This is a genomic window from Shouchella phoenicis, from assembly GCF_047238345.1.
Lineage (GTDB): Bacteria > Bacillota > Bacilli > Bacillales > Bacillaceae_D > Shouchella.
The window spans coordinates 46956-68824 of record NZ_JBDFMQ010000001.1 but is presented as its reverse complement, the minus strand read 5'-3'; the positions used below and the strand labels follow the sequence as shown (position 1 = coordinate 68824).

Sequence of the window (21869 nt, the reverse complement as noted above, 5' to 3'; positions counted from 1 at the left end):
GGATGAACAATGAAGGTTATTCTCCTTGCTCACGCTTACGCATTTGCGGAAATAACAGTACATCTCTTATAGAGGGCGCATTCGTCAATAACATGACTAAACGGTCGATCCCGATACCTAGTCCTCCTGTAGGAGGCATTCCATACTCAAGCGCCTCTACGAAATCTTCATCCATCATGTGAGCTTCATCATCACCTTGTTCTCGCTCAACCAACTGCGCTTCAAATCGCTGACGTTGATCAACAGGATCATTTAGCTCGGAGAATGCATTTGCATGTTCACGTCCAACAATAAATAGTTCAAAGCGATCCGTAAAACGCGGATCTTCAGTATTTTTCTTAGCGAGCGGCGAAATGGCAAGAGGATGACCATACACAAATGTTGGTTGAATAAGTGACTCTTCAACAAAGTGCTCAAAAAACTCATTTACAACATGACCAAAACTCATTGTCTCTTTCACAGGTACACCATGTTCTTTTGCGAGTGAACGAGCCTCTTCATCGCTCATCTCTTTCCAAAAGTCCACACCTGTTTTTTCTTTTACCGCATCTACCATGTGAACACGCGTCCAACCAGAAGCCAGATTTACTTCATACTCCCCGTATTGCACAGTCGTCGTACCGAGGACTTCTTTTGCTATATGTGCAATTACACCTTCAGTTAATTTCATGATGTCTTGATAATCTGCATACGCTTCGTAAAGTTCAATCATTGTAAATTCAGGATTATGTCGGGTTGAAACTCCTTCATTTCTAAAGACTCGTCCGATTTCATACACTTTCTCTAGTCCACCAACAATGAGACGCTTTAGATGAAGTTCAATTGCAATCCTCATATAAAGTTCCATATCTAGTGTATTATGATGTGTAACAAACGGACGCGCAGAAGCTCCGCCAGGGATACTATGCATCATTGGCGTCTCGACTTCTAAGAAGCCTTGGTCATCAAGATAACGACGCATAACTTGAATGATTTTGCTTCGTGTAATAAACGTATTTCTAGACTCTGGACTAGTAATCAAATCTAAATACCGCTGACGATAGCGTTGCTCTACATCTTTTAAGCCGTGATATTTATCAGGTAAAGGACGTAATGATTTACCTAAAAGCGTAAGCTCTGTTACTTTAACAGACATTTCCCCTACATTCGTTTTAAAGGGACCTCCTACAACCCCAACCATATCTCCAATATCTAGAGACTTAAATAGATCGTATGATTCTTCCCCAATTGCATCTTGACGAACATAAATTTGAATTTGTCCGGTTAAGTCTTGTATATGAGCAAAGCCAGCTTTACCTTTTCCGCGCTTTGTCATAAGGCGACCTGCAAGCACAACCTTTTCATCTTTATTTTCTAATTCTTCTTTAGAAAACGCATCAAATTGCTCAACTACTTGTTGCGATGTGTGTGTACGCTCAAACTTTCCTCCAAATGGGTCAATACCCTGATCATATAATTGGTTCAGCTTGTCTTTACGGACAGCCAATAAGTCATGTAGCTCTAATTCTTCAGTCAACACTCTCAACCCCTGTTCTCTATCATCGAAAAAGGGCAGATCAACCACCTGTTAATCAAACCCTTTTTTAATCAAGTTATTTAGAAGTGTACTATAAAGCTCGTACCTTTGCTAGTTCATTCATCTTAAAAATAAACCAAAAGGAGTATGCAAGCATGTACACATTTTATCCTTATGCAGTCTTATCTATTTTCACTTCCTGCATACGCACCGCATTCCATGCATACCTTCCTGCATAGATACCTAAAGCTCAATTCCTTACAACTGCATCATGTCCTGCTTCGACACTTGTAAGCACGAACAAATTCGATTTATTAGTTCTTCATCAGGATGACGAATCCCACGTTCAATCTCACCTAATAGCGATACAGATACATGAATCTCTTTTGCAAAATCTTGTTGTGTAAAGCCTTTTAACTTTCGATAGGCTCGTATATTCCTTCCCCATTCCATTGTTTCCACCATTTCACACCCTCTTTATCAATAAACGACTCGTTTATGATTGTATTTAGGGGTAGCCCACTTTTTCCGCTGATTATCTTAGGTGCAATTTCAGCAAGAGGAATTAACACAAATGCCCGATCCCACATTCTTGGATGAGGGATTTGTAATTCATTCACATCCAGTTCCTCCTGCTCAAACAATAAAATGTCGAGGTCTACCGTTCTTGGCCCATTAACAATATCTCGTTCACGTCCAAGATCTAGCTCAATTTGTTGCGTAATGTCTAGTAAGTCTAAAGGGTGATGCACCGTAGAAATTTCTATAACCATATTAAGAAACTGATCTTGATTTTCATAACCTACAGGGTCCGTTTCATAAATGGAGGAGGCCCGAATAACATCTATACCTTCAGAACGGTTTAATCGCTCTACAGACGCTAGCAAATTCTCTTCACGATTTCCTAAGTTTGATCCAAGTGCAATAAACGCTTGATTTCTCATCTTGATCTTCTCAACTCCACTGCAACCGAGTCATAGTGTCCTGGAATTGGGGGATCAGGCTTGATAACCTTCACTGTGCAGGCTTCAATCTTATTGAATGATTGAAACAACTCATCGCATATTCCTCTAGCAATGGTTTCAACAAGCTTAACTGGATCCCCTTCAACGACTTTTTTAACGCTCTTATAAATTTCTCCATAATCTACAGATTCATTGAGATCATCACTGTCTGCAGCAGGCTGCAAATCTAATTCTAATACCAAATCTACTAAGAACCGTTGCCCTAGTTTATTTTCCTCAGGGAACACCCCATGGTAGCCGTAAAAAAAAAGTTGGTTCATATAGATTTTATCCAATTTCGTCACTCCTTTGTAGCATCGCATCCATCATTACAGCCATTCGCTTTATTTCCTTAACATCATGTACGCGTACCACACTTACACCTTTTGTAATACCTAAGCATACTGTCGCACCTGTTCCTTCAACACGGTCGTGCACAGGTAGCTGCAAAGTTTTTGCAATGACAGACTTTCTTGAAGTTCCTAATAAAACAGGATAGCCAAGTTCTACTATTTGATGAAGCTCTCTCATTACTTCTAAATTCTGCTCATATGATTTTGCAAAACCTACACCTGGATCTAACCAAATTTGATCAGGCTGCACATCTGCATCTATACATATCTTAATACTCTCTTTTAAGTCATTCAAAACATCAGGCATAAAAGAATGATACTGCTGTTCTCCACGATTGTGCATCAATATAATGGGTGCTCTATGCTTTGCGGCTATAGCAGCCATTTGCGCATCTGCTTTCGCTCCCCATACATCGTTTATCATTGCAGCACCTGCCTTAAGTGCTTCATCTGCTGTCTTCGCTTTAAATGTATCAATGGATATAGGGACAGCAAAGCGCTTTGAGAGCTCTTCAATCACCGGGCTTGTCCGCTCAATTTCTTCTTCTACAGAAACAGGTGTGTAGCCTGGGCGGGTGGATTCTCCTCCGATATCAATAATGTCAGCGCCATTTTCTATCATTTGAGCGACTTGATCAATAGCAGCGTCAATCGTGGTATAGTTCCCACCATCAGAAAACGAATCTGGCGTCACATTTAAAATGCCCATTACTTTTGTTCTCGCGCCTTTTTTCACATTAACCTTTACCAGCTTACTCACCCTCTATCTCCTCTTGCATGTGTGCAGCCTGCCTATAGTCTTCTAAAAGTTTTAGCGTAAGGTCTGCCTGATACTTATTTAATTCGTCAAACGTTTCTACAGGAACGATACCCTGAATGGCGTTAGTCAGAAACACTTCATCCGCTTTAAGCAGATCTTCTTTTGTGAAAAGACCTTCTACCACTGTTTGATTGTGTTTATTACACCAGTCAATCGTATACTGCCTCGTTACCCCATTTAAAATACCTGTTTCAAGAGCAGGTGTACAGACGACACCTCCCTTTACAAAGAATACATTAGAAACAATACCTTCTGCCACATACCCTTCTTTTGTATAAAACAGCCCCTCTGTGTCAGCCTGATTCCCTAATTCTTTTTTTGCTAAAAGGTTGTTTAAATAATGGTGTGACTTATATCGCCTCTCACCCTCCACAGTATTTCGGTTAAGCTGAAGAGATTGCAGTGATTTTGCGGAAATAGAAGAGCGAGGTAATTCTTTTACATACACGATCTCTTGCGGAGATGTAAACTCCTCGTTATATAAACCAATCTCCCTAATACCAGCGGAAACATTCCAACGAACGTACGCCTCACTCATGTTATTTTTATTTAGCAACTTACGAACTGTGTTCATCACCTTGTCTTCTGACAGAACATACTGGATCCCTAACTCTTTCGCACTTTCATTCAAACGATTGACATGTTTATTTAAAAGCAAAACGTTATCTTCTCTTACAGCAAAGGTTTCGAACAAGCCTAACCCGTATAAAAAACCATGATCATATGGAGAAATGACCGCATCTATATCTCGTACCTCACGACCATTTACACTAATGTACACGGTACTTCACCTTTATATGTTTCGACAAACTGCTTCAACATCCTCTTTCCTTCAGTAGTGAGAATCGCTTCTGGATGGAACTGCACCCCTTCTAACGGATACTCTCTATGGCGGATTGCCATAATTTCACCTTCACTTGTTTCTGCACTAATTTCAAAGCAATCTGGTAAGGTTGCCCGGTCCACAATAAGGGAGTGGTATCTCGTTACTTGGAGAGGCTGCGGAAGATTTGTAAACATGGTATTTTGGTCGTGCATGATTAGTGATGTTTTTCCATGCATAAGACGTTCCGCCTTGTGTACCACTCCACCAAAAGCTTGAGCAATCGCCTGATGACCGAGACAAACGCCTAAAATTGGTATTTTTCCACTAAAATGACGGATAACCTCTAAACTAATGCCTGCCTCATTCGGCGTACATGGACCTGGTGAAATCATAATCATCGACGGTTTCATGGTCGTCTCAATTTCATATATAGAAATTTTATCATTTCTTCGAACAACTAGCTCTTCGCCCATTTCACCTAGATATTGTACAAGGTTATACGTAAAAGAATCATAGTTATCAATCATTAAAATCATCTTTCTCTGTCCTCCTTAGCGATTTCGTAGGCATTCCAAAGAGCCCGTGCTTTTTTTAGGGATTCCTTATACTCAAAAGCTGGATTAGAATCAATCACAACACCTGCCCCTGCCTGAACATACGCATTGTCTCCTTGGCAAATCATAGTCCGAATAACAATATTCAGTTCCATGTCTTGATGAAATCCGATCCAACCGATTGCACCTGTATACAACCCTCTTCGTACTGGTTCCAGCTCCTCAATAATTTCCATCGTCCTCACTTTTGGTGCCCCTGTTATCGTTCCTCCAGGGAATACTGCTCGAATGCAGTCATACAATGAATAGCCTTCTGCCAGTTTGCTTTTTACATTAGACACTAAGTGCATCACATGAGAATATTTTTCTACGACCAGCAATTCATCTACTTCTACTGTTCCGTATGAACTCACACGTCCAAGATCATTCCGTTCCAAATCAACAAGCATCACGTGTTCCGCCCGTTCTTTTTCATCAGACAACAGTTCCTCTTTTAACAAGTCGTCGTCTTCTTCTGTCCGCCCTCTAGATCTTGTCCCAGCAATCGGTCTCGTGCTAAGTTCATCTCCTCTTTTTTTCACAAGAAGCTCTGGAGACGCACTAACGATTTGTCGCTCTGGCGTTTGGATATAGCTCATATATGGAGAAGGGTTAAGCGCTCTTAGTGCTTCATATATACGCATTGGCTCTACGTCGTTCTTCTTATGATGACGAACCGACAAATTCACCTGGAAGACGTCACCTTCGCTAATATACGTTTTAATCCGCTCAACAGCTGCTGAAAACGTCTCTTCACTTAGCGTTCCAATTAAAGCAGACTGCTCGGTAGGAATTGTATGATGACTTTCGGTCTTGGACTGACTTTCTTGCTTAACCTCTGTAAAGTGTTTTTCGTAATAAGAAAGACGTGCTTCTAATTCGTCTTGGTCCTCTCCATTGGCACATAACCACACATTTTGTTTCTCGTGGTCATAAATAAAAAGATTTTCAAACACCATAAAGTAAACCTCTGGGAAGTCCAAGTCATCTTCAGCACGAGTATCCAGTAGCTCAATTTGGCGGACATAATCATAGCTAATGTAACCTAATGCACCACCTTGTACAGGTGGTCCATCCTCAACTAAAGGTTCATGTATTTGATAAGGCTCTAAAACCTTTTCCAGGCTCTCAAGAAGTTCTCCTTCGTAAAGTTCCTCATTATCCGCACGCTGAACTGTTAAACTGCGATTTTTCCCTTCAATTACGGCTTCAGGCTTTACCCCCATGATGCTGTAACGTCCAGTTCGGCCACTTTCTAATAAGATATAGTGACTTTCTTCTGCAGCAAGCTGTTTAAAAATGCTAAACCAATCCGTACTGTTCAATTCAATAACCTTTGTTAACGTTTTTCGATCGTGCACGTTCTTTCCTCCGTCCATAACGATATGGACTCATTTTACTAAACTACTAACAATAATAAAAGCAGACTCTCAATTGAGCCTGCTTCTTTTTATTTCCCGGGAAGTAAAATATCCCCTTATTCTTATGCTTTTGCCTCTTCCTCTTCAAACTGATAAAGAGGAGTACTTAAATAACGCTCTCCATTTGACGGGATCACTGCTACTACTTTTTTCCCTGGCCCCAATTCTTTTGCAAGTTGTAGCGCTCCGTAAATGGCTGCACCTGAAGAAATTCCACCAAGAATACCCTCTTCTTTAGCGGCTCTTCTCGCATGCTCAAACGCTTGATCCGTTGAGACTTTCAAAATTTCATCATATACGTCCGTATCAAGAATTCCTGGAACAAAACCAGGTCCAATTCCTTGAATTTTATGTGGTCCTGGCTTTCCACCTGATAAAACAGCTGAGTCTTGTGGCTCAATTGCAACAATTTTTAAATGAGGAAAATGTTCTTTTAATAATGCACCTGCTCCAGTAATAGTACCACCTGTACCAATTCCTGCTACGAAGCCATCAAGTTGCCCATCAACTTGTTGAAGCAATTCTTTTCCTGTTGTTTCTCGATGAATTTTAGGATTTGCACCGTTTTCAAATTGCTGCGGCATAAAATGACCATCTTCTTCAGCAAGTTCCGTTGCTTTTCGAATTGCACCACCCATTCCTTCTGGTCCAGGTGTTAGAACAAGGTCAGCTCCATAGGCACGTAACAAGTTTCTTCTTTCTAAACTCATTGTCTCAGGCATAACAAGCTTTGTTTTGTAACCTTTAGCAGCCGCAACCATTGCTAAACCAATACCGGTATTTCCACTTGTTGGCTCTACAATAACCGTTCCTGGTGTTAATTCCCCAGATTCCTCCGCAGCATTAATCATTGCGAGGGCAATACGATCTTTTACACTACTTCCTGGGTTTTGATATTCTAATTTTAAATATACATCTGCATGTTCTTCTGATGTTAAACGATTTAATTTAACCAAAGGTGTGTTTCCAATTAGTTCAGTAATATTGTTTACGACCGTCATACTGAAAATCCTCCTCTAAATCAATCCCTAGTATTTTTATCTGATTAATAGAATGATAGCAAACATTTTCAGATAAGTCAATTAAAAAGCCTCTCTTTACTTGACTATACTTTCACTCAATTTAATCGTTCGTTATATTCTCTTTTAACCTGTCTCTTTCAAGGACGTCGTGGCTGGTACTTTGACCAATTAATGAAAAAAAGACAATTAACCCTAAATTGGATCAATCGTCTTTTCAACAGGCTCCTATCCTTTTGTCCGACAGCTTCACCCTTACTGAATATGCTTATTTTGCATAGTCAAGTAAAGATGTAAGCTCTTCTTCAGTAAATGTGTACACTTCATTACAGAAATTACACGTCGTTTCCGCACCATGATCTTCACTAATCATCGCTTGGATTTCTTCTTGCCCTAAACTAATAATCGCATTTGAAATTCGATCTTTTGAGCACGTACAGTTAAATTGAACCGGCTTTGTTTCTAACAACTTCACGTTTTCTTCTCCTAATAACGTGTGAAGAATTTCCTCTGGTGATAATCCCTTTTCTACGAGCTTTGAAACAGCAGGTACGGAAGATAAACGCTTTTCAATATCAACAATTGTGCTTTCCTGTGCCCCTGGCATCATTTGAATCACAAATCCACCAGCTGCTAATATGGTTTCATCCGGATTGACTAATACGCCTACACCGACAGAAGAAGGTGTCTGCTCAGAGTTCGCAAAGTAGTACGTAAAATCGTCGCCTATTTCACCTGAAACTAACGGCACACTTCCCGTAAACGGTTCCTTCATACCTAGATCTTTTACAACAGACATCGTACCTTGTGAGCCAACAACACGGGCCACATCTAGCTTACCTTGACTGTTTAAGTCAGGACTAACGTGGGGGTTTGTCACTGTCCCTCTCGTTGAACCATCAGCATGACTATCAACAATGACTTGACCAATTGGACCATCGCCTTCAATACGAACGGTAAGCTTAGCATCTCCCTTAAGCATGGAAGCCATCATCGTTCCGCCCATCATCGCACGCCCAAGAGCAGCAGAAGCTGTTGGCCATGTGCCTTGTCTTCTACACGCTTCCGACACCATATCTGTAGCAGTTAGCGCTATCGCTCTTACTTCTCCGTTGTATGCTGTCGCTCTTACTAAATAATCATTCATTGTAAACACTCCTCTTACTTATTTCGATCGTATATTATTTTAAGACCTTTTAACGTCAGATTTCGATCTACATATTGAATCGTTTCAGACTCACTTGCATAGAGGTCAACAAGACCACCTGTTGCGATCACGACAACATCCCTATGACGCTCTTCTTTTTTCATGCGTTCAATCATACCATCAATCATGCATAAATACCCGTAATACGTTCCGCTATGAATGGAACTTAACGTCGTCTTATTAATGACATGCTTCGGTTTTTGCAATTCGATTTGCGGAAGTCTTGAAGCACTCATAGAAAGCGCATCTGCTGACAGCGCAGCACCCGGCGCAATAACCCCTCCACAGTAGCGATGCTTTTCATCAATGTAGCAAAACGTTGTTGCCGTTCCTATATCAACAACGATGCACGGTGCCTGGTATAAGGAGATTGCTGCCACTGCATTTGCAATTCGATCTGAACCGACTTCTTTTGGATCATCATATAAAATGTTTAGTCCTGTTTTCACTCCCGGACCAACGATAACAGGTTCAATCTTAAAATAGTCTCTGCACATTTTTTTAAAACGATGCATGATACTTGGTACAACAGAGGATAGGATAACGCCTTCAACATCGGAAAACGAGTAATGGTGGTGTTGAAAAAAGCTATACAGCAGCATTCCATATTCATCGCTTGTCTTTTCTGTCGTTTTTGAACTACGGAAGATATTCTCTAAATAATCTTGTTTAAACACTCCTGTTACAATGGATGAGTTTCCGATATCAATGGTTAAGATCAACTTACTTCCTCCTCTTAACAAAAAGAGAGTGCAGCTGCACTCTCTTTTTTAGTCGTTTCGTTCGTTATTGTTTGGAGGCTCTTCAGAAGCTGGACGATTCTCTTCCATATTCGTCGTTTCTTCATAAGCTCCTTTTAAATTTTCTTCTTCGTTCTCGTCTTTTGACTGGATATTCACTTTGAGATCATCCACTTTTCTTGACGCATGATGATTTTCAGGAAGTTTGCCTTCGTTGATAAGCGATTGAATTTGCTCAGCATCAAGTGTTTCTAACTCAATCAATTTCTGCGCAACTAAATCTAAGCTATCTTTATTATCAATAAGAATTTGCTTACAACGCTCGTAAGAATCTTTGATAATGCGCTGAACTTCAAGGTCGATCTCATGGGCAATTGCATCGGAATAATTTTGTTCGTTTTGAATATCTCGACCAAGGAATACTTGACCGCCAGAACTTGAACCAAACTGCATTGGTCCGAGCTTATCACTCATTCCATATTCCGTTACCATCTTACGGGCAATCGCAGTTGCACGTTGGAAGTCATTGTGAGCGCCTGTTGACACTTCACCAAACTGTACTTCTTCCGCTACACGTCCACCTAGAAGGCCGACAATTTTATCAAGTAACTCTGGTTTCGTCATGAAATAACGATCTTCTTTTGGAAGCATCATCGCATAACCACCAGCCATACCACGAGGTACAATGGTTACTTTGTGAACCGTATCTGCGCTTTCTAGTTTTACGCCGACAACGGTGTGTCCCGCTTCATGCCAAGCCACAATGTTTTTCTCTTTTTTCGAGATCACACGACTCTTCTTAGCTGGACCGGCAATTACACGGTCAATGGCTTCCTCAATATGCTCCATGCCAATTTCTTTCTGGTTGTCTCTTGCAGCTACTAAGGCAGCTTCATTTAGAAGGTTTTCTAAATCAGCACCAGAGAAGCCCGGTGTTCGAACTGCAATTAAATCGAGTTTAACATCTTCACGTAAAGGCTTGTTACGAGCGTGAACTTGAAGAACTTCTTCACGACCTTTAACGTCAGGCGCATTCACTTGAATTTGTCTATCAAATCGACCTGGGCGTAATAACGCTGGGTCTAAAATATCTGCACGGTTTGTTGCTGCAATGATAATAATTCCTTCATTGGCACTAAATCCGTCCATTTCTACAAGTAGTTGGTTAAGTGTTTGTTCACGTTCATCGTGACCGCCACCAAGACCTGCTCCACGTTGACGACCGACTGCATCGATTTCATCAATAAAGATAATACATGGAGAATTTTTCTTAGCATTTTCAAATAAATCACGTACACGAGAAGCCCCTACACCAACAAACATTTCTACGAAATCTGAACCACTAATGGAGAAGAATGGGACGCCTGCTTCACCAGCTACAGCTCTTGCTAACAACGTTTTACCTGTACCTGGAGGTCCTACTAGTAAGACACCTTTAGGGATACGTGCACCAATAGCTGAGAACCTTCTTGGATCTTTTAAGAACTCGACCACTTCAACAAGTTCTTGCTTTTCCTCATCTGCACCAGCAACGTCTTTAAACTTCGCTTTCTTCTTCTCATCACTAACCATCTTCGCTTTACTCTTACCAAAGTTCATGACGCGGTTTCCACCACCGCCACCGCCACCTTGGGCAGAGCTCATCATAAAGATAATAATTAGAACGATTAATAAGAATGGGGCAATAAACAGAATCGTTGTAAACCAGTTGCTTTGTTCTTCTTCCGGTTCTATGGAAATTTCAACATTATCAATTTCCGCTAAGAAACCAGTTGTAACCTCAGAGTTAAATACAGATGTAACAAAGTTCTCATCTTCATTTTGATCTATAAAACGTCCTGTTACAATTAGAACGCCACGCTCTGGCTGAACGTTTATACTTTCAACTTCGCCTTGCTCAAGTCTCTCAACAAATTCATCATATCGTACTTCAGATGTCTCAGTCTGATCACTCGTTACCGCATTAACAGCAGCAATTACAACTACCATGACCAAAACTAATATTAAGACAGTACGCAACGTACGTCCTTTCATTCTTTACCTCCTCCCACGTCCAACAAAAACTGAACCTATCTTACCACAACCATTTTGAGGATACCAACGATTAGCCTTCATAAATTTCCGGCTTTAAAATTCCGACATACGGTAAATTTCGGTAACGTTCTGCAAAATCTAAGCCGTACCCAACAACGAATTCGTCAGGCACGATAAAACCTGTTAAATCAGGTACTAAATCAACTTTTCTACCTTCAGGCTTATCAAGAAGTGTGACCACTTTTACTGATTTTGCTTTACGATATTTGAAGAGCTCAATTAAATAACTTAATGTTAAGCCACTATCAATGATGTCTTCGACGATCAGAACATCACGACCTTCTACTTTTGTATCCAAGTCTTTGACGATTTTCACTTCTCCAGAAGAGACCAATCCTTTACCATAGCTTGAAACGTCCATAAAGTCCATTTCTAAATGAATATCAACAGACTTCACTAAATCAGCCATAAAAGGAAGAGCACCTTTTAATACACCAACAAACAGTGGAAAGCGATCACTATACTCTTCCGTAATAGTATGCCCTAATTCTTTAATTTTTTTCTGGATTTGTTCTTCCGTTAGTAAAATCTCTTTCATGTCGTTCTTCATCAACCGTCATGTACCTCCTGTTATTGTCCATTTGCTTTTTAAGTATTTCCTAAAAACGTGATTCGGACATAGTGATCATCTGCTTCTTGTTTGGAAATTTCGGCCTTATGTAGTAAAGGTATCCATAAGATTTCGTCCATACCATTGACGAGTATAGGCCAGCTCTGTCGTTTCGGGAAATCAATTTTCTTATCAATAAAGACCCGACTAACTTTTTTTGATCCGTTTAAACCTTTCGGACAAAAACGGTCACCTGATCGACGATTCCTTACATAGAAAGGAATGGACAAGTCTTTTAACGGAATCATCATACTCGATTTATGTTCCATCGTATAAGTTTGACTAAATTCCGCCTTCATTATGCCTAACGGCGTCCTCACTTCACCAGGTACCTTCAGTTCTAAACAGTAGTTATCTGATTCCACAGAATCCTCTTGTGTAAACCTATAGCAGTCGTTTTGTCGATAAACTTTAAGACCATCACGTAAGTCAATTGATGCAAATCTCGAATGGTTTTTTAAGAAATGCTCTACTTGCTCTATGTATGAAGAGAAATCACGAACTTTCTCTTTATTATACAGACAGTTTAATATTAGATGAATCAACCTTCTTTGTAAAGGAATCGCTAGCTCGTGATAGCCAAAACGTGAGATTGTTAGGGTGCCATCACGTTGAGACACGATTAGGTCCTTTAATTTTTCGTTCGCAAGTTCCATTAATAGTTCATTATCCTCATACTGCCATTCTTCATAACGGCGAATATGTTTGTAGCTTAAAGGGTTTTCTTCCTTTAAAAATGGCATTACCTGTTTACGGAATCGATTCCTTGTATAAACTTCAGATTGATTGCTCGAATCATCTCGGTACGGAATATGGTGCGCGCGACAATAATTCAAGATTTCCTCTTTATCAACACATAAAAGAGGTCTTGCCAACTTGCCATTTGCAAAATTCCGCGCTACCGCTATTCCAAGTCTACGAAAGGGGCTTGTGCCGCGGTTAAGCTTCATTAACGTTGATTCTACATGGTCGTCCCCATGATGGGCAGTCAGTAAAACATCCGCGTTTACTTTCCTCATCACTTCTTCAAATGCTCGATAGCGAACCGTATGGGCCGCTGCTTGAGTCCCGACATGATCTTTTGTTTTTTGCGTCTTCACATCGACATCTCTTTGTTCTAGAGGGATATGTAGGGCTGCACACCGTTTCTTTATAAAACGTGCATCTTCTTCTGACTCTTCAGCTCGAAGTTGATGATTCACGTGTACAGCGTATAGCGTTAACGACCAGTCCACTCTCATTTCTTCCATGATTGATAAGAGTGCCATTGAATCAGCACCACCAGATACAGCTACGAGAATGGTTTGATTTTTTTTAAACAAATCGTTTTTTTCAATAAAGTTTTGAATTTGCTGTTTCAAATCGTTCGCCTTCCTTGACTAAAACTTGGATACTAATAAGTATAGAATAATCAAGAGTCCAACAAAAGCGATTAAGAAAATTAAATCTGTTACAGCATGCTTTTGACGCTTTTTCTTTATTCTTGTCATCCTAGAGGTATTAGACTCCACCGAAGAGAAAGATGGTTTTTTTGTTGATTTTAAGGAAAGCAAATCATTTTTCATTTTTTCTGCACTTTGGTAATGACCTTGTAGCGCACCGATGATAACTTGCGTAAATGGTTTTAATTGCTCTGAACGTTCTATTTGTTTTTTTAGTTGTTCGAGTGGCTTATGACTTTCTTTTTTTAACTGATTAGGATATGCACAATGGATCATTAATATGGCAACGGAAAAAAGATCATAGCTCACTTCGGCTTTTCGTGTCCCACCAACCCAGTAGCCTCGATCGTACAATTCTGTATACTCTTTAATTGCTCGATCTTTTTTTGTGGTGCCACCAACATCTAATAACCTGACCTGGGAAGCATGTTTCGTCACTATAATATTTTCTGGTTTTAAATCTCCGAAAATCCAATCTCTTTCATGTAGCTGCTGTAGCTGTGTTAGTAACTGAATGATGACAATTGAAAGCCACTCACTTCCTTTTCCATTCATAAACCGTAAAAAATCAACACCTTGAATATATTCCATCACATAATACGGGATGACACGACTTATCGGTGTCGCTTGATAATCATCAACGTCATGTAAATAAGGTCCAAGACATATATCTTGAACCTTACTTAATTCTTTAAGTACATTGACTTCTTGCGCGATCGACATTTGGTCTATCCCAAATTTTATCGCTACTTTTCCATCAATGGATTGTGCAAGATAGACAACACCTGTAACACCTTCACCTAATTTACGTATAAGTGTATAGCTGTGAGCATTCCATTTGCCCACAATCGCTAAACCTGCAGAGATCTCATTCTCTTTAGCCGAAAAGTTGTTCATCTACATCACCTATAACTTTCCTTCTTGAACGATTGCCTCTCATAATCTCAATGGCCGCTTTGAGAGCAGGTCCTGTTGGCGTCATTCCTCCAGATGCTAATTTATTAAACAATTTATTTAAACGGTTCAAAGTCGGAGAAAAGTCCATTACTTTGTGCACTGGTTGTTTTCTACCAGGAAACGTATAAACTGCAAAGGACGTCTCGCCTGTTCTTGAATTTAACCCGATTGAAAGATCTTCCAACGCCTCTTGAACTTTGCTGAGCTTGTTTGCCATGCTCGCGCTTGTATCAATTAATACTAGTACATCTAGTTGAGCAGTTTCGCTAATTTCATCGACTACTTCCATCACTTCTCCTCTTTTTTCAGGGGGAAGGGCATCCATCTCTTCTTCTTTTCCTAAGATCTGCTTTAATTCTTGGTTAATTACACCATGCAACGTTTGTGTCATCGCTTTTTGAGTAACAACTTGCACAGTCTGTGATAGCTGCTTAGCGTAAACAATTTCGCTGACACCACCTCCAGCATCGGCAATCGCCTCGACTTCATTAAGTCCATGAAGGTTTTCTTTTTGATCTCCCATAATTCCAATGACATTTACAGCAATCCCAAATTCTTTCGCCAAGCGAGCAATTGCAATCGGGTCCTCACCATCATTTGAATACCCGTCTGTTATAAGTAAGATTTGTTTTAATGTCCCTTTCATCGCGTTCCCTCCAGCTAGCCAATAGTCTTACAAGCATCGCCATCACGAAACGCTTTTATACGCTTATGTTCCTGTTGCCTGTTTAAAAAATGGTCTTCCTTTCTTCGGCTTTTGAATTTTTGGATGTATTGGAATTGACGTCCATTTCGGTTTGTGTAATTTCACTTGAGTGACCACAATGGTCATGTCATCCTCTATCACGTTTCCTTCCTCCGAACGGATGACTCGTTCTAAAATAATGTCGGCTACTTCTTGGGGGTCGTTGGTCTCAATCTCTGATATCACACGTTTCATCCATTGCTCACGGTTTTCAATCGATCGTTTCGCTTCTAAGACCCCGTCGCTACACATAATTAATAAATCGCCATCCCGCAATTGTTCATGGACGACTTCCACTTCGAATTCTGGGATGATTCCCATTGGAAGGTTGCCTGCCTCCACTTTTGATACACGTTCACCTCTTTTTATGAAGCTTGGTGTCGAACCAATTTTCAGAAATTTCGCGTGTGCATCGTGCATATCAATCATCGCAAGATCAAGCGTTGAAAACATTTCCTCTGTATTTCGCAGTGACAAAATGGAATTAACGGACTTAATTGCAACGGTTTCTTCAATGCCTGACTGCAATACTTTTTGTAAAAGCGCCAACGTCTCACTACTCTCTAAGTACGCTTTTTCACCATTTCCCATGCCGTCACTAATGGCTATCGCGTATTTATCACTGTTTAGTTCAATCATCGAATAATTATCTCCTGATAACCATTCTCCCCCTTTGGCGACCTTAGCCACGCCAGATTCCATTACAAAAGGTTGCGCCGATCCAAATGAGATATGGCTGTACCCATTTGCATAAAATTTCGGCTCCTCTCGTTTTAAGATAATGGTTTCTTTTACCAAATCGGACAGCATTGGTGCAATCACCTTTTCCGCTTCTCCATTTGCATGATCGCATTGAACGCTCATTTCAATTTCAATTCGTCCACTTTCAATGCTATAAATATCAATATGACCAACATCCATTCCAGCACTACGAAGCGCATCAACCATGTATTCTTCCTGAATTAAATGCGGTTGCTTTTCTTTTTGAATTTCTTTTGCAAAATCCCCCATCACTCTCGAGACCCCTAATAATTGATCGGCTACCAATCGCTGACTTTCTTGAACTTGTCTTTTAAGTTCTTTATTTGCGCGATACTGATTTGTTTCCATATTAATCGCAGCAATCACTTGGTCAGGCTTACGACAGTGACTTCTCCATTGCCGCTGTAGTTTTGGATCGTTCATCGTACCGTTCACTTCAATATGCTCCACCATTTTTGACATGGAATCGTACGTTTGATTAAAATTTTGAACCCAGCACTTTTCTTTCATCATGCACGTTTGACATGTTTTCTCCGTCACATGACTAAGCAGAACATCCACATCGTTTGAATGTTGTTCTTCATCACTCTTTTGCTGGACTTTAAAACTATTGGACAACGTCTGAAACAGAGACGAAAAGCGCTCAACTCTTCCTGCGGTTGCATCTCGTACTTTGCGTAAGTATTGCTGTTGCTCTTGAGAATGTTCGACTGTCCCAGGGATATATTTTGCAATCGTCTTAAGCCAACTCCTTGGTGTTAAGAGAAAAAGTGCAATGGCAATACCTGTTTCAGCGACCGTTCCAGCAAGACTTCCACCGCCGTCGCCATAAAGCCCAATTAACAGTGTTCCTACTAATAAACCAAACGCGACGCCGAGACGATTTCCTTCTTTTAATAGACCACCTAATAATCCTGCAAAAGCAAGCAAGCTCATCTGATACAAACTAGCCACACTGGCTAAACTTAATATTAACCCTGTCACAACCCCTACAGTTGAACCAATGGCGGCTCCCCCAACAAATGCAAAAATAAGTACTAAATACCGAGCGAGACTATGCTGCATCACAATGTCATTTAATGCCCATCCAATTGTTCCTGTCATAACAGAAGCAAGTAATATAATTAAACAAATAATTTCTTCATTTCGTAATGCTTGTCCCCCTCGTTTCCCTGTAACGAGCGGTATACTTTGAACAAAGATCATCGTTAAGATAAACGCTAGACCGGCTTCCACCGTTGCCATCATTAACGAATATTGACCTACTGTCCCCGTTGTAACAAACACAACCCCTATCCTGGTCACCATACTTGCTCCAAATACAAGGTATGGAAGCGATTTTCCAGGCTGATCTAAAAACGTCTTTGCCCCTCTATATAGTAATAGGAAGATCCCCATCCCGATTAACGCGTAAGCAACTTCGCCATGATAACTAAAAACGGTTCCTGCGAGTAATGCTACACCAGCTATAAGCGCATGACTTCTTCTTAATAAAAATACTGCAGCAATGAACGGAAGAATAAATGGCGTTAATTCTGCTAGGATCATCGCTCGTCCAAGTAAAAAGCCAACAATTGCAATGAGTAGGCCCCATTCAAAGAAAAGTGTTTTACCCATATCCTTTAATGCTTGTCCACTTACAACCAAACGAGCTTGTACATGATTGAACCTCTCAAAAGCACCTGTCGCCAAAAGCGTTCCTGTAGACTTGTCTGTTTTATTCATCGAGCGCCCACCACCTATTAAGATATCGTACCGTCACTATACCAATGGCTATGAACAGAATTTGTCAGAATTACGAAACGTTTTTCAAAAGACTTTCGACCTTCTTCGGCTCAAGTAGCAATAAAAAAGCACATTCGCTAATAAAAATGGAAACCATACTAGCATATTCACGCAAGTTAGCACTACCTTTGCCAAGAAATGACGGAGAAAAAGATGTTTGAGAAATAAAAAAATGGTTCTAGACTAGAAATCACGATTTCCCTTTGTATTAATTTCTATTCTCCACGACAAAAAAAAGATGACCCTCATTATGAGAATCATCTTCTTTGTTCTTTGATAGCGGCGGAGGGGATCGAACCCCCGACCTCACGGGTATGAACCGTACGCTCTAGCCAGCTGAGCTACACCGCCATGTTTTTCACGACGCTTATAACTATACTTCTTTTTTGATGAGAAGTCAATAGAAGAAGAAAGAAAAAGAGTGATTGCTCACTCCTTTTTATCCTTCAGTCTTTTTATATCACGGACGCTACGTTAACAAGCTGCATACTAACCTCGTTTTGCGCCTCTGCCGCCACGTTTTGATTCTGTTTGACGCTTAATTGTTGTTAGACGTTCTTCGCTATCTTTTAAGAAACGACTCACCTTATCTTCAAAAGATGGCGTAACGCGTGGTTTGCTTCCACCTCGGAAACCGCCTGACTGACGATTTTGACGTGGTGAATCAGAATGAGAAGGGCGAGACGGACGAGGTGGTCTCTTTTCTTCTACTGGTTTGTCGATGGCTTTACGGATCGAGAGTCCAATTTTGCCGTCATTTTCAACATTGACGACTTTAACGGTCACCTCATCACCGACTTTTAATAATTCATTAATATCTTTAACATAGTGATCCGCAACCTCACTAATGTGCACAAGTCCTGTTTTTCCTTCTGGCAATTCAACGAATGCACCAAAGTGTGTAATACCAGTAACCTTGCCTTGCAGCTTGCTGCCTGCTTCTATGGACATGAAAACGTACATCCTCCTTAAAATTTTAGGTAAATTCCATACTTGACAACATTATACTCGACAGGAAAAAAACGTGTCAATCGCTGTTTTGCTTTGTGACGTTAATTCTTTGCTCGCCTGGGAATGTTAAGAAGTAATCTCTTCTTGCAATATCCTGTATAAACTCATCATCCTGGTAGTTTGTGATTTCTTGTTTGAGGTCATCTCGTTCTTCTAATAATGCTGCTTGCTCTGCTTGCAAACGTTCATAGTCAGCTTCTTTTTCGCTGATTTGCGATGTTTGATTAAACAGCGTGATTCCACAGATAATCATTACTATTCCGAACACGACACCCATAAAGGTTAAACGTCTAAATAATCCTTTTCGACGCTTTGATTGTCTGTCTAATTCTTGTTGCCGTTGCTCCATGTACTTTGTATCAATTTCTCTAATTGTTGCTCGATTAGACGCCAATTTCCTCACCTCTACTTCTTCTTCATTAAACGGCTGCAGAAACCCTTTATTTTCTCATAGATAGGCTGTCCTTTTTTTAATACTTTGACAACACCAAGAAGAGACAGAATGAAATAAATGGGCTTCACTAGCAAATAGAAGACAAGACTCCATAATGTAAGTACTATCATCATAGCTAAACGCCTACAAATGTGCAATAACCATTTTATAGGGATTAGAATTAGAATCTTTAATACGTACATAATGAAAGAGAAAAGTTTCATGAAGAATGTGATGAGTCCTTCAAGCGCATGGTTGTAAAAGCTTTTAAATAGCGCTTGGTACATGGCATATCCAAGTAATAGCGCAATAAATACAAAAATCCGCACTTCTCCAAAATTCACTTGATAAAGAATGTAGAAAATAAGAATAGCCTGTACGGCCCAGAAAGAAAGATCCAACAATGCCGTTCTACTATCAAAGGAATGTCTATTTCCAACAAATCGGCTGTATGTATCTATGGCCGCTCCAAGCCAGATCCCCATTGCGGCCATGGATAACATTGACATGAATTGGACTGTCAGTGTCATTATTTAAATAGCTTTCCGAATAGTCCTTTTGATTTTCCTTGTTGATTTTGATCCACATAAATTAAATCGTAAATCTTTCCTTCAATAGAAACATTCCCTTGTTCCACATTCAAGTTTTTCATATGAAGATTCTGTCCTTTAATTGATAGGTAGCCCATGACCGTCTCTAATAAAAATTCTTCATTATCAAAGCTATCGACTTGCTTCACACCCGTTATATCTAACTGTTTTCGACCTTTTATCGTAATATCATGGTCATTGTTTTTTCTTTCCCTTCCCATTGGTGCTCCAAACTCGTAGTTTGTCTGATCCATACTATGCACGCTCCTCGAAAAAACAGTTCTTTACTTGATAGTTATGCAGCGCTTCAGTAAGGTAGAACAAGCTATTTATTACAAAGATTTGAGGGTTGTTTTGTGAAAACTTTATTGCTTGACCTAGTAACAAATGAAAAAGCATCGTTTTTAAAAGATGCAACACCTATCTCCACTTACGAGCGAATTCATGAAGAACCGCATTCTATTTTACTATGTACGAGCTCGTATCTAATGGAAAGCGTGGAAGCACCCTCCTTTTACGAAGCGTTGCAACAAAGAAACATCGACGCCGTTCTTGCGCTTATGATCTCATCATCCTTTACGTTTTCTTACGAAGCGCACACAACTGTTTTATCTTTTTTACGCTTTATGGACGGGCTGTTACTAACAAAGACTCAACTTTTGCAACTAACAAATGAGCAGACTCTAGACGAAGCCATTCAAAAAATCTTTTTGACTGCTCCTCTAAAAGCTGTATTCATTCAAGACCGTGATCATGTTTATTTCTATGATCATCAAGATCTCGTTCAACCAAAACGCCTTTTACAAAAAGACACTCTTGCTCAACTGAGCCAATACCGATAATTGGATTTAAGACTAAAAAAGATGCTTAAGGCGTTAAGCCTTGAGCATCTTAGGTGAATTCAATTTTCTTTCGCTTGTTTTTATGCTTATGTTCAATTTTAATTTCTTTATTTCGCTGTTTAAATTTCTCATTATGCGAAGAAACAAATGCCTGTTGATTCGCTGTCGGCTCAAGAAATTGTTTAACACCATTTACAGCTGTGGCGCCTTCAACAAAAGCACCAGAGATCAACTGGAGCTTGCCTGCATGCCTCGTCACATCACCTGCAGCAAATATACCCGGCTGACTTGTTTCCATTCGAGGCGATACACGAACGAAGCCATCCGCTTCTAATTCGAGCCCCGCCTCCATAAGAAAGCAGCCATCTAGCTTCATCCCGTGATTGACTATGACTGCATCAATATCAAAACGCTCTTCTAATTCGGTTTCACAATTTGAAAGCGTAACAGAATCAATGTTTGCCAATTCTCCATGCAGCTCTTTTATTTGAAATGGCGTTCGCAGTGCGACCGTTGATTTCATTTGTTCCACATTTTTCTCATGACCACCGAAATCATGCCTTCTATGGCAAACGATGACCTCTTTTGCTACACCTACTAACTCATTTGCCCAATCAACTGCTGCATTTCCGCCTCCTGAGATTAACACACGCTTATCTCGGAAACTTTCAATTTGCGTTACAGTATAGTGTAGGTTCGAGATTTCAAAACGATCTGCACCCTCTAGCTCTAACTTCTGCATAACCGGAATCCCATGTCCGGACGCGAGCATAACCGTTTTACTATAGTGCTTTTCGCCGTTCGCATTTAATAACGTAAACGTCCCATCTGGCTCTCGCACCATTTTTTCGATATGTTCATTTGTGCAAATGGTTGGTTCAAATGTATTTGCTTGATTGACAAGCTGATCTATTAGGGTTGCACCAGGAGTAGGAGGCATTCCTCCGACATCCCATACAATTTTTTCAGGATAAAAGAGAATTTTACCGCCTAGTTCATGATTGTATTCAATTAGCTTGACCTTGAGATCGCGCATTCCTGCATAGAACGTGCTGTATAACCCAGCAGGTCCACCACCAATAATTGTTAGATCGTACAT

23 protein-coding genes and 1 tRNA gene are annotated in these 21869 nt (G+C 40.3%); 1 reads left to right on the top strand and 23 read right to left on the bottom strand.

The window, feature by feature from the left end; translation table 11 throughout:
- Positions 1-16 precede the first annotated feature (16 nt).
- From lysS to yabP, 22 genes are all read right to left on the bottom strand, one after another.
- Positions 17-1516: a lysine--tRNA ligase gene (gene lysS / locus ABC361_RS00350; protein WP_413072187.1), complete on the bottom strand. Its 1500-nt coding sequence runs from the start codon at positions 1514-1516 to the stop codon at positions 17-19.
- 258 nt (positions 1517-1774) lie between these two features.
- On the bottom strand, positions 1775-1978 hold the full coding sequence (locus ABC361_RS00345; RefSeq protein WP_413075689.1) for a helix-turn-helix domain-containing protein: 204 nt from the start codon (positions 1976-1978) through the stop codon (positions 1775-1777).
- On the bottom strand, positions 1930-2460 hold the full coding sequence (gene folK / locus ABC361_RS00340) for a 2-amino-4-hydroxy-6-hydroxymethyldihydropteridine diphosphokinase (RefSeq protein ID WP_413072186.1): 531 nt from the start codon (positions 2458-2460) through the stop codon (positions 1930-1932). Before folK ends, ABC361_RS00345 begins: the two co-directional genes overlap by 49 nt.
- Positions 2457-2816 (bottom strand): dihydroneopterin aldolase, encoded by a 360-nt coding sequence (gene folB, locus ABC361_RS00335; protein ID WP_413072185.1) that lies wholly within the window; start codon positions 2814-2816, stop codon positions 2457-2459. Before folB ends, folK begins: the two co-directional genes overlap by 4 nt.
- Entirely contained in the window at positions 2809-3582 is a 774-nt protein-coding gene (gene folP / locus ABC361_RS00330; RefSeq protein ID WP_413075688.1) for a dihydropteroate synthase, read from the bottom strand. Before folP ends, folB begins: the two co-directional genes overlap by 8 nt.
- Positions 3583-3625: 43 nt before the next feature.
- Positions 3626-4474, bottom strand: a complete 849-nt coding sequence (pabC, locus tag ABC361_RS00325) for an aminodeoxychorismate lyase (protein ID WP_413072184.1) — start codon at positions 4472-4474, stop codon at positions 3626-3628.
- The gene (gene pabA / locus ABC361_RS00320) at positions 4459-5055 is read right to left on the bottom strand and encodes an aminodeoxychorismate/anthranilate synthase component II (RefSeq protein WP_413072183.1); all 597 of its coding nucleotides are present in this window, start codon (positions 5053-5055) and stop codon (positions 4459-4461) included. The genes pabC and pabA overlap by 16 nt, the downstream gene beginning before the upstream one ends.
- Positions 5052-6491 carry an anthranilate synthase component I family protein gene (locus tag ABC361_RS00315; protein ID WP_413072182.1) on the bottom strand — a complete coding sequence of 480 codons (1440 nt, stop codon included), beginning with the start codon at positions 6489-6491 and terminating at the stop codon, positions 5052-5054. The genes pabA and ABC361_RS00315 overlap by 4 nt, the downstream gene beginning before the upstream one ends.
- A gap of 104 nt (positions 6492-6595) precedes the next feature.
- Positions 6596-7534, bottom strand: a complete 939-nt coding sequence (cysK, locus tag ABC361_RS00310; protein WP_413072181.1) for a cysteine synthase A — start codon at positions 7532-7534, stop codon at positions 6596-6598.
- Positions 7535-7820: 286 nt separating this feature from the next.
- The gene (gene hslO, locus ABC361_RS00305) at positions 7821-8699 is read right to left on the bottom strand and encodes an Hsp33 family molecular chaperone HslO (protein ID WP_413072180.1); all 879 of its coding nucleotides are present in this window, start codon (positions 8697-8699) and stop codon (positions 7821-7823) included.
- A gap of 14 nt (positions 8700-8713) precedes the next feature.
- Positions 8714-9481: a type III pantothenate kinase gene (locus tag ABC361_RS00300; protein WP_413072179.1), complete on the bottom strand. Its 768-nt coding sequence runs from the start codon at positions 9479-9481 to the stop codon at positions 8714-8716.
- 48 nt (positions 9482-9529) lie between these two features.
- Positions 9530-11533 (bottom strand): ATP-dependent zinc metalloprotease FtsH, encoded by a 2004-nt coding sequence (ftsH, locus tag ABC361_RS00295; protein ID WP_413072178.1) that lies wholly within the window; start codon positions 11531-11533, stop codon positions 9530-9532.
- 70 nt (positions 11534-11603) lie between these two features.
- Complete coding sequence (hpt, locus tag ABC361_RS00290) at positions 11604-12143, bottom strand: hypoxanthine phosphoribosyltransferase (protein WP_176554498.1); 540 nt, start codon at positions 12141-12143, stop codon at positions 11604-11606.
- A gap of 38 nt (positions 12144-12181) precedes the next feature.
- Positions 12182-13564, bottom strand: a complete 1383-nt coding sequence (gene tilS / locus ABC361_RS00285; protein WP_413072177.1) for a tRNA lysidine(34) synthetase TilS — start codon at positions 13562-13564, stop codon at positions 12182-12184.
- An 18-nt stretch (positions 13565-13582) separates the two neighbouring features.
- Entirely contained in the window at positions 13583-14542 is a 960-nt protein-coding gene (locus tag ABC361_RS00280; protein WP_413072176.1) for a protein kinase domain-containing protein, read from the bottom strand.
- Positions 14523-15248, bottom strand: a complete 726-nt coding sequence (locus tag ABC361_RS00275) for a vWA domain-containing protein (RefSeq protein WP_413072175.1) — start codon at positions 15246-15248, stop codon at positions 14523-14525. The genes ABC361_RS00280 and ABC361_RS00275 overlap by 20 nt, the downstream gene beginning before the upstream one ends.
- A 63-nt stretch (positions 15249-15311) precedes the next feature.
- Positions 15312-17834, bottom strand: coding sequence for a stage II sporulation protein E (spoIIE, locus tag ABC361_RS00270; protein WP_413072174.1), 2523 nt, complete (start codon positions 17832-17834; stop codon positions 15312-15314).
- A gap of 337 nt (positions 17835-18171) precedes the next feature.
- A tRNA-Met gene (locus ABC361_RS00265) sits at positions 18172-18245 on the bottom strand.
- Positions 18246-18383: 138 nt separating this feature from the next.
- Positions 18384-18845, bottom strand: coding sequence for a S1 domain-containing RNA-binding protein (locus ABC361_RS00260; RefSeq protein WP_099305567.1), 462 nt, complete (start codon positions 18843-18845; stop codon positions 18384-18386).
- Positions 18846-18921: 76 nt separating this feature from the next.
- Positions 18922-19299 carry a septum formation initiator family protein gene (locus ABC361_RS00255; protein WP_413072173.1) on the bottom strand — a complete coding sequence of 126 codons (378 nt, stop codon included), beginning with the start codon at positions 19297-19299 and terminating at the stop codon, positions 18922-18924.
- An 11-nt stretch (positions 19300-19310) separates the two neighbouring features.
- On the bottom strand, positions 19311-19868 hold the full coding sequence (gene yabQ / locus ABC361_RS00250) for a spore cortex biosynthesis protein YabQ (RefSeq protein WP_413072172.1): 558 nt from the start codon (positions 19866-19868) through the stop codon (positions 19311-19313).
- A complete protein-coding gene (gene yabP / locus ABC361_RS00245) occupies positions 19868-20182 on the bottom strand; it encodes a sporulation protein YabP (protein WP_078439973.1) in 315 nt (104 codons plus the stop codon). Before yabP ends, yabQ begins: the two co-directional genes overlap by 1 nt.
- A 102-nt stretch (positions 20183-20284) precedes the next feature.
- Between yabP and ABC361_RS00240 the strand changes: the two genes are divergently transcribed.
- Positions 20285-20770, top strand: a complete 486-nt coding sequence (locus ABC361_RS00240; RefSeq protein ID WP_413072171.1) for a hypothetical protein — start codon at positions 20285-20287, stop codon at positions 20768-20770.
- A 49-nt stretch (positions 20771-20819) separates the two neighbouring features.
- On the opposite strand, the gene ABC361_RS00235 is transcribed toward ABC361_RS00240, so the two are convergent.
- On the bottom strand, positions 20820-21869 hold the full coding sequence (locus tag ABC361_RS00235) for an NAD(P)/FAD-dependent oxidoreductase (RefSeq protein ID WP_413075687.1): 1050 nt from the start codon (positions 21867-21869) through the stop codon (positions 20820-20822).

Bases quoted from the DNA above. Each gene is read 5' to 3' on its own strand.
- ABC361_RS00275 (WP_413072175.1), bottom strand. From the start codon at position 15,248: ATGAAAGGGACATTAAAACAAATCTTACTTATAACAGACGGGTATTCA.
- pabA (WP_413072183.1), bottom strand. From the start codon at position 5,055: ATGATTTTAATGATTGATAACTATGATTCTTTTACGTATAACCTTGTA.
- hpt (WP_176554498.1), bottom strand. From the start codon at position 12,143: ATGAAGAACGACATGAAAGAGATTTTACTAACGGAAGAACAAATCCAG.
- folP (WP_413075688.1), bottom strand. From the start codon at position 3,582: ATGGGCATTTTAAATGTGACGCCAGATTCGTTTTCTGATGGTGGGAAC.
- hslO (WP_413072180.1), bottom strand. From the start codon at position 8,699: ATGAATGATTATTTAGTAAGAGCGACAGCATACAACGGAGAAGTAAGA.
- spoIIE (WP_413072174.1), bottom strand. From the start codon at position 17,834: ATGAATAAAACAGACAAGTCTACAGGAACGCTTTTGGCGACAGGTGCT.
- ABC361_RS00260 (WP_099305567.1), bottom strand. From the start codon at position 18,845: ATGTCCATAGAAGCAGGCAGCAAGCTGCAAGGCAAGGTTACTGGTATT.
- ABC361_RS00235 (WP_413075687.1), bottom strand. From the start codon at position 21,869: ATGTACGATCTAACAATTATTGGTGGTGGACCTGCTGGGTTATACAGC.
- yabP (WP_078439973.1), bottom strand. From the start codon at position 20,182: ATGGATCAGACAAACTACGAGTTTGGAGCACCAATGGGAAGGGAAAGA.
- cysK (WP_413072181.1), bottom strand. From the start codon at position 7,534: ATGACGGTCGTAAACAATATTACTGAACTAATTGGAAACACACCTTTG.
- ftsH (WP_413072178.1), bottom strand. From the start codon at position 11,533: ATGAAAGGACGTACGTTGCGTACTGTCTTAATATTAGTTTTGGTCATG.
- ABC361_RS00315 (WP_413072182.1), bottom strand. From the start codon at position 6,491: ATGGACGGAGGAAAGAACGTGCACGATCGAAAAACGTTAACAAAGGTT.
- ABC361_RS00280 (WP_413072176.1), bottom strand. From the start codon at position 14,542: ATGAACAACTTTTCGGCTAAAGAGAATGAGATCTCTGCAGGTTTAGCG.
- yabQ (WP_413072172.1), bottom strand. From the start codon at position 19,868: ATGACACTGACAGTCCAATTCATGTCAATGTTATCCATGGCCGCAATG.
- folK (WP_413072186.1), bottom strand. From the start codon at position 2,460: ATGAGAAATCAAGCGTTTATTGCACTTGGATCAAACTTAGGAAATCGT.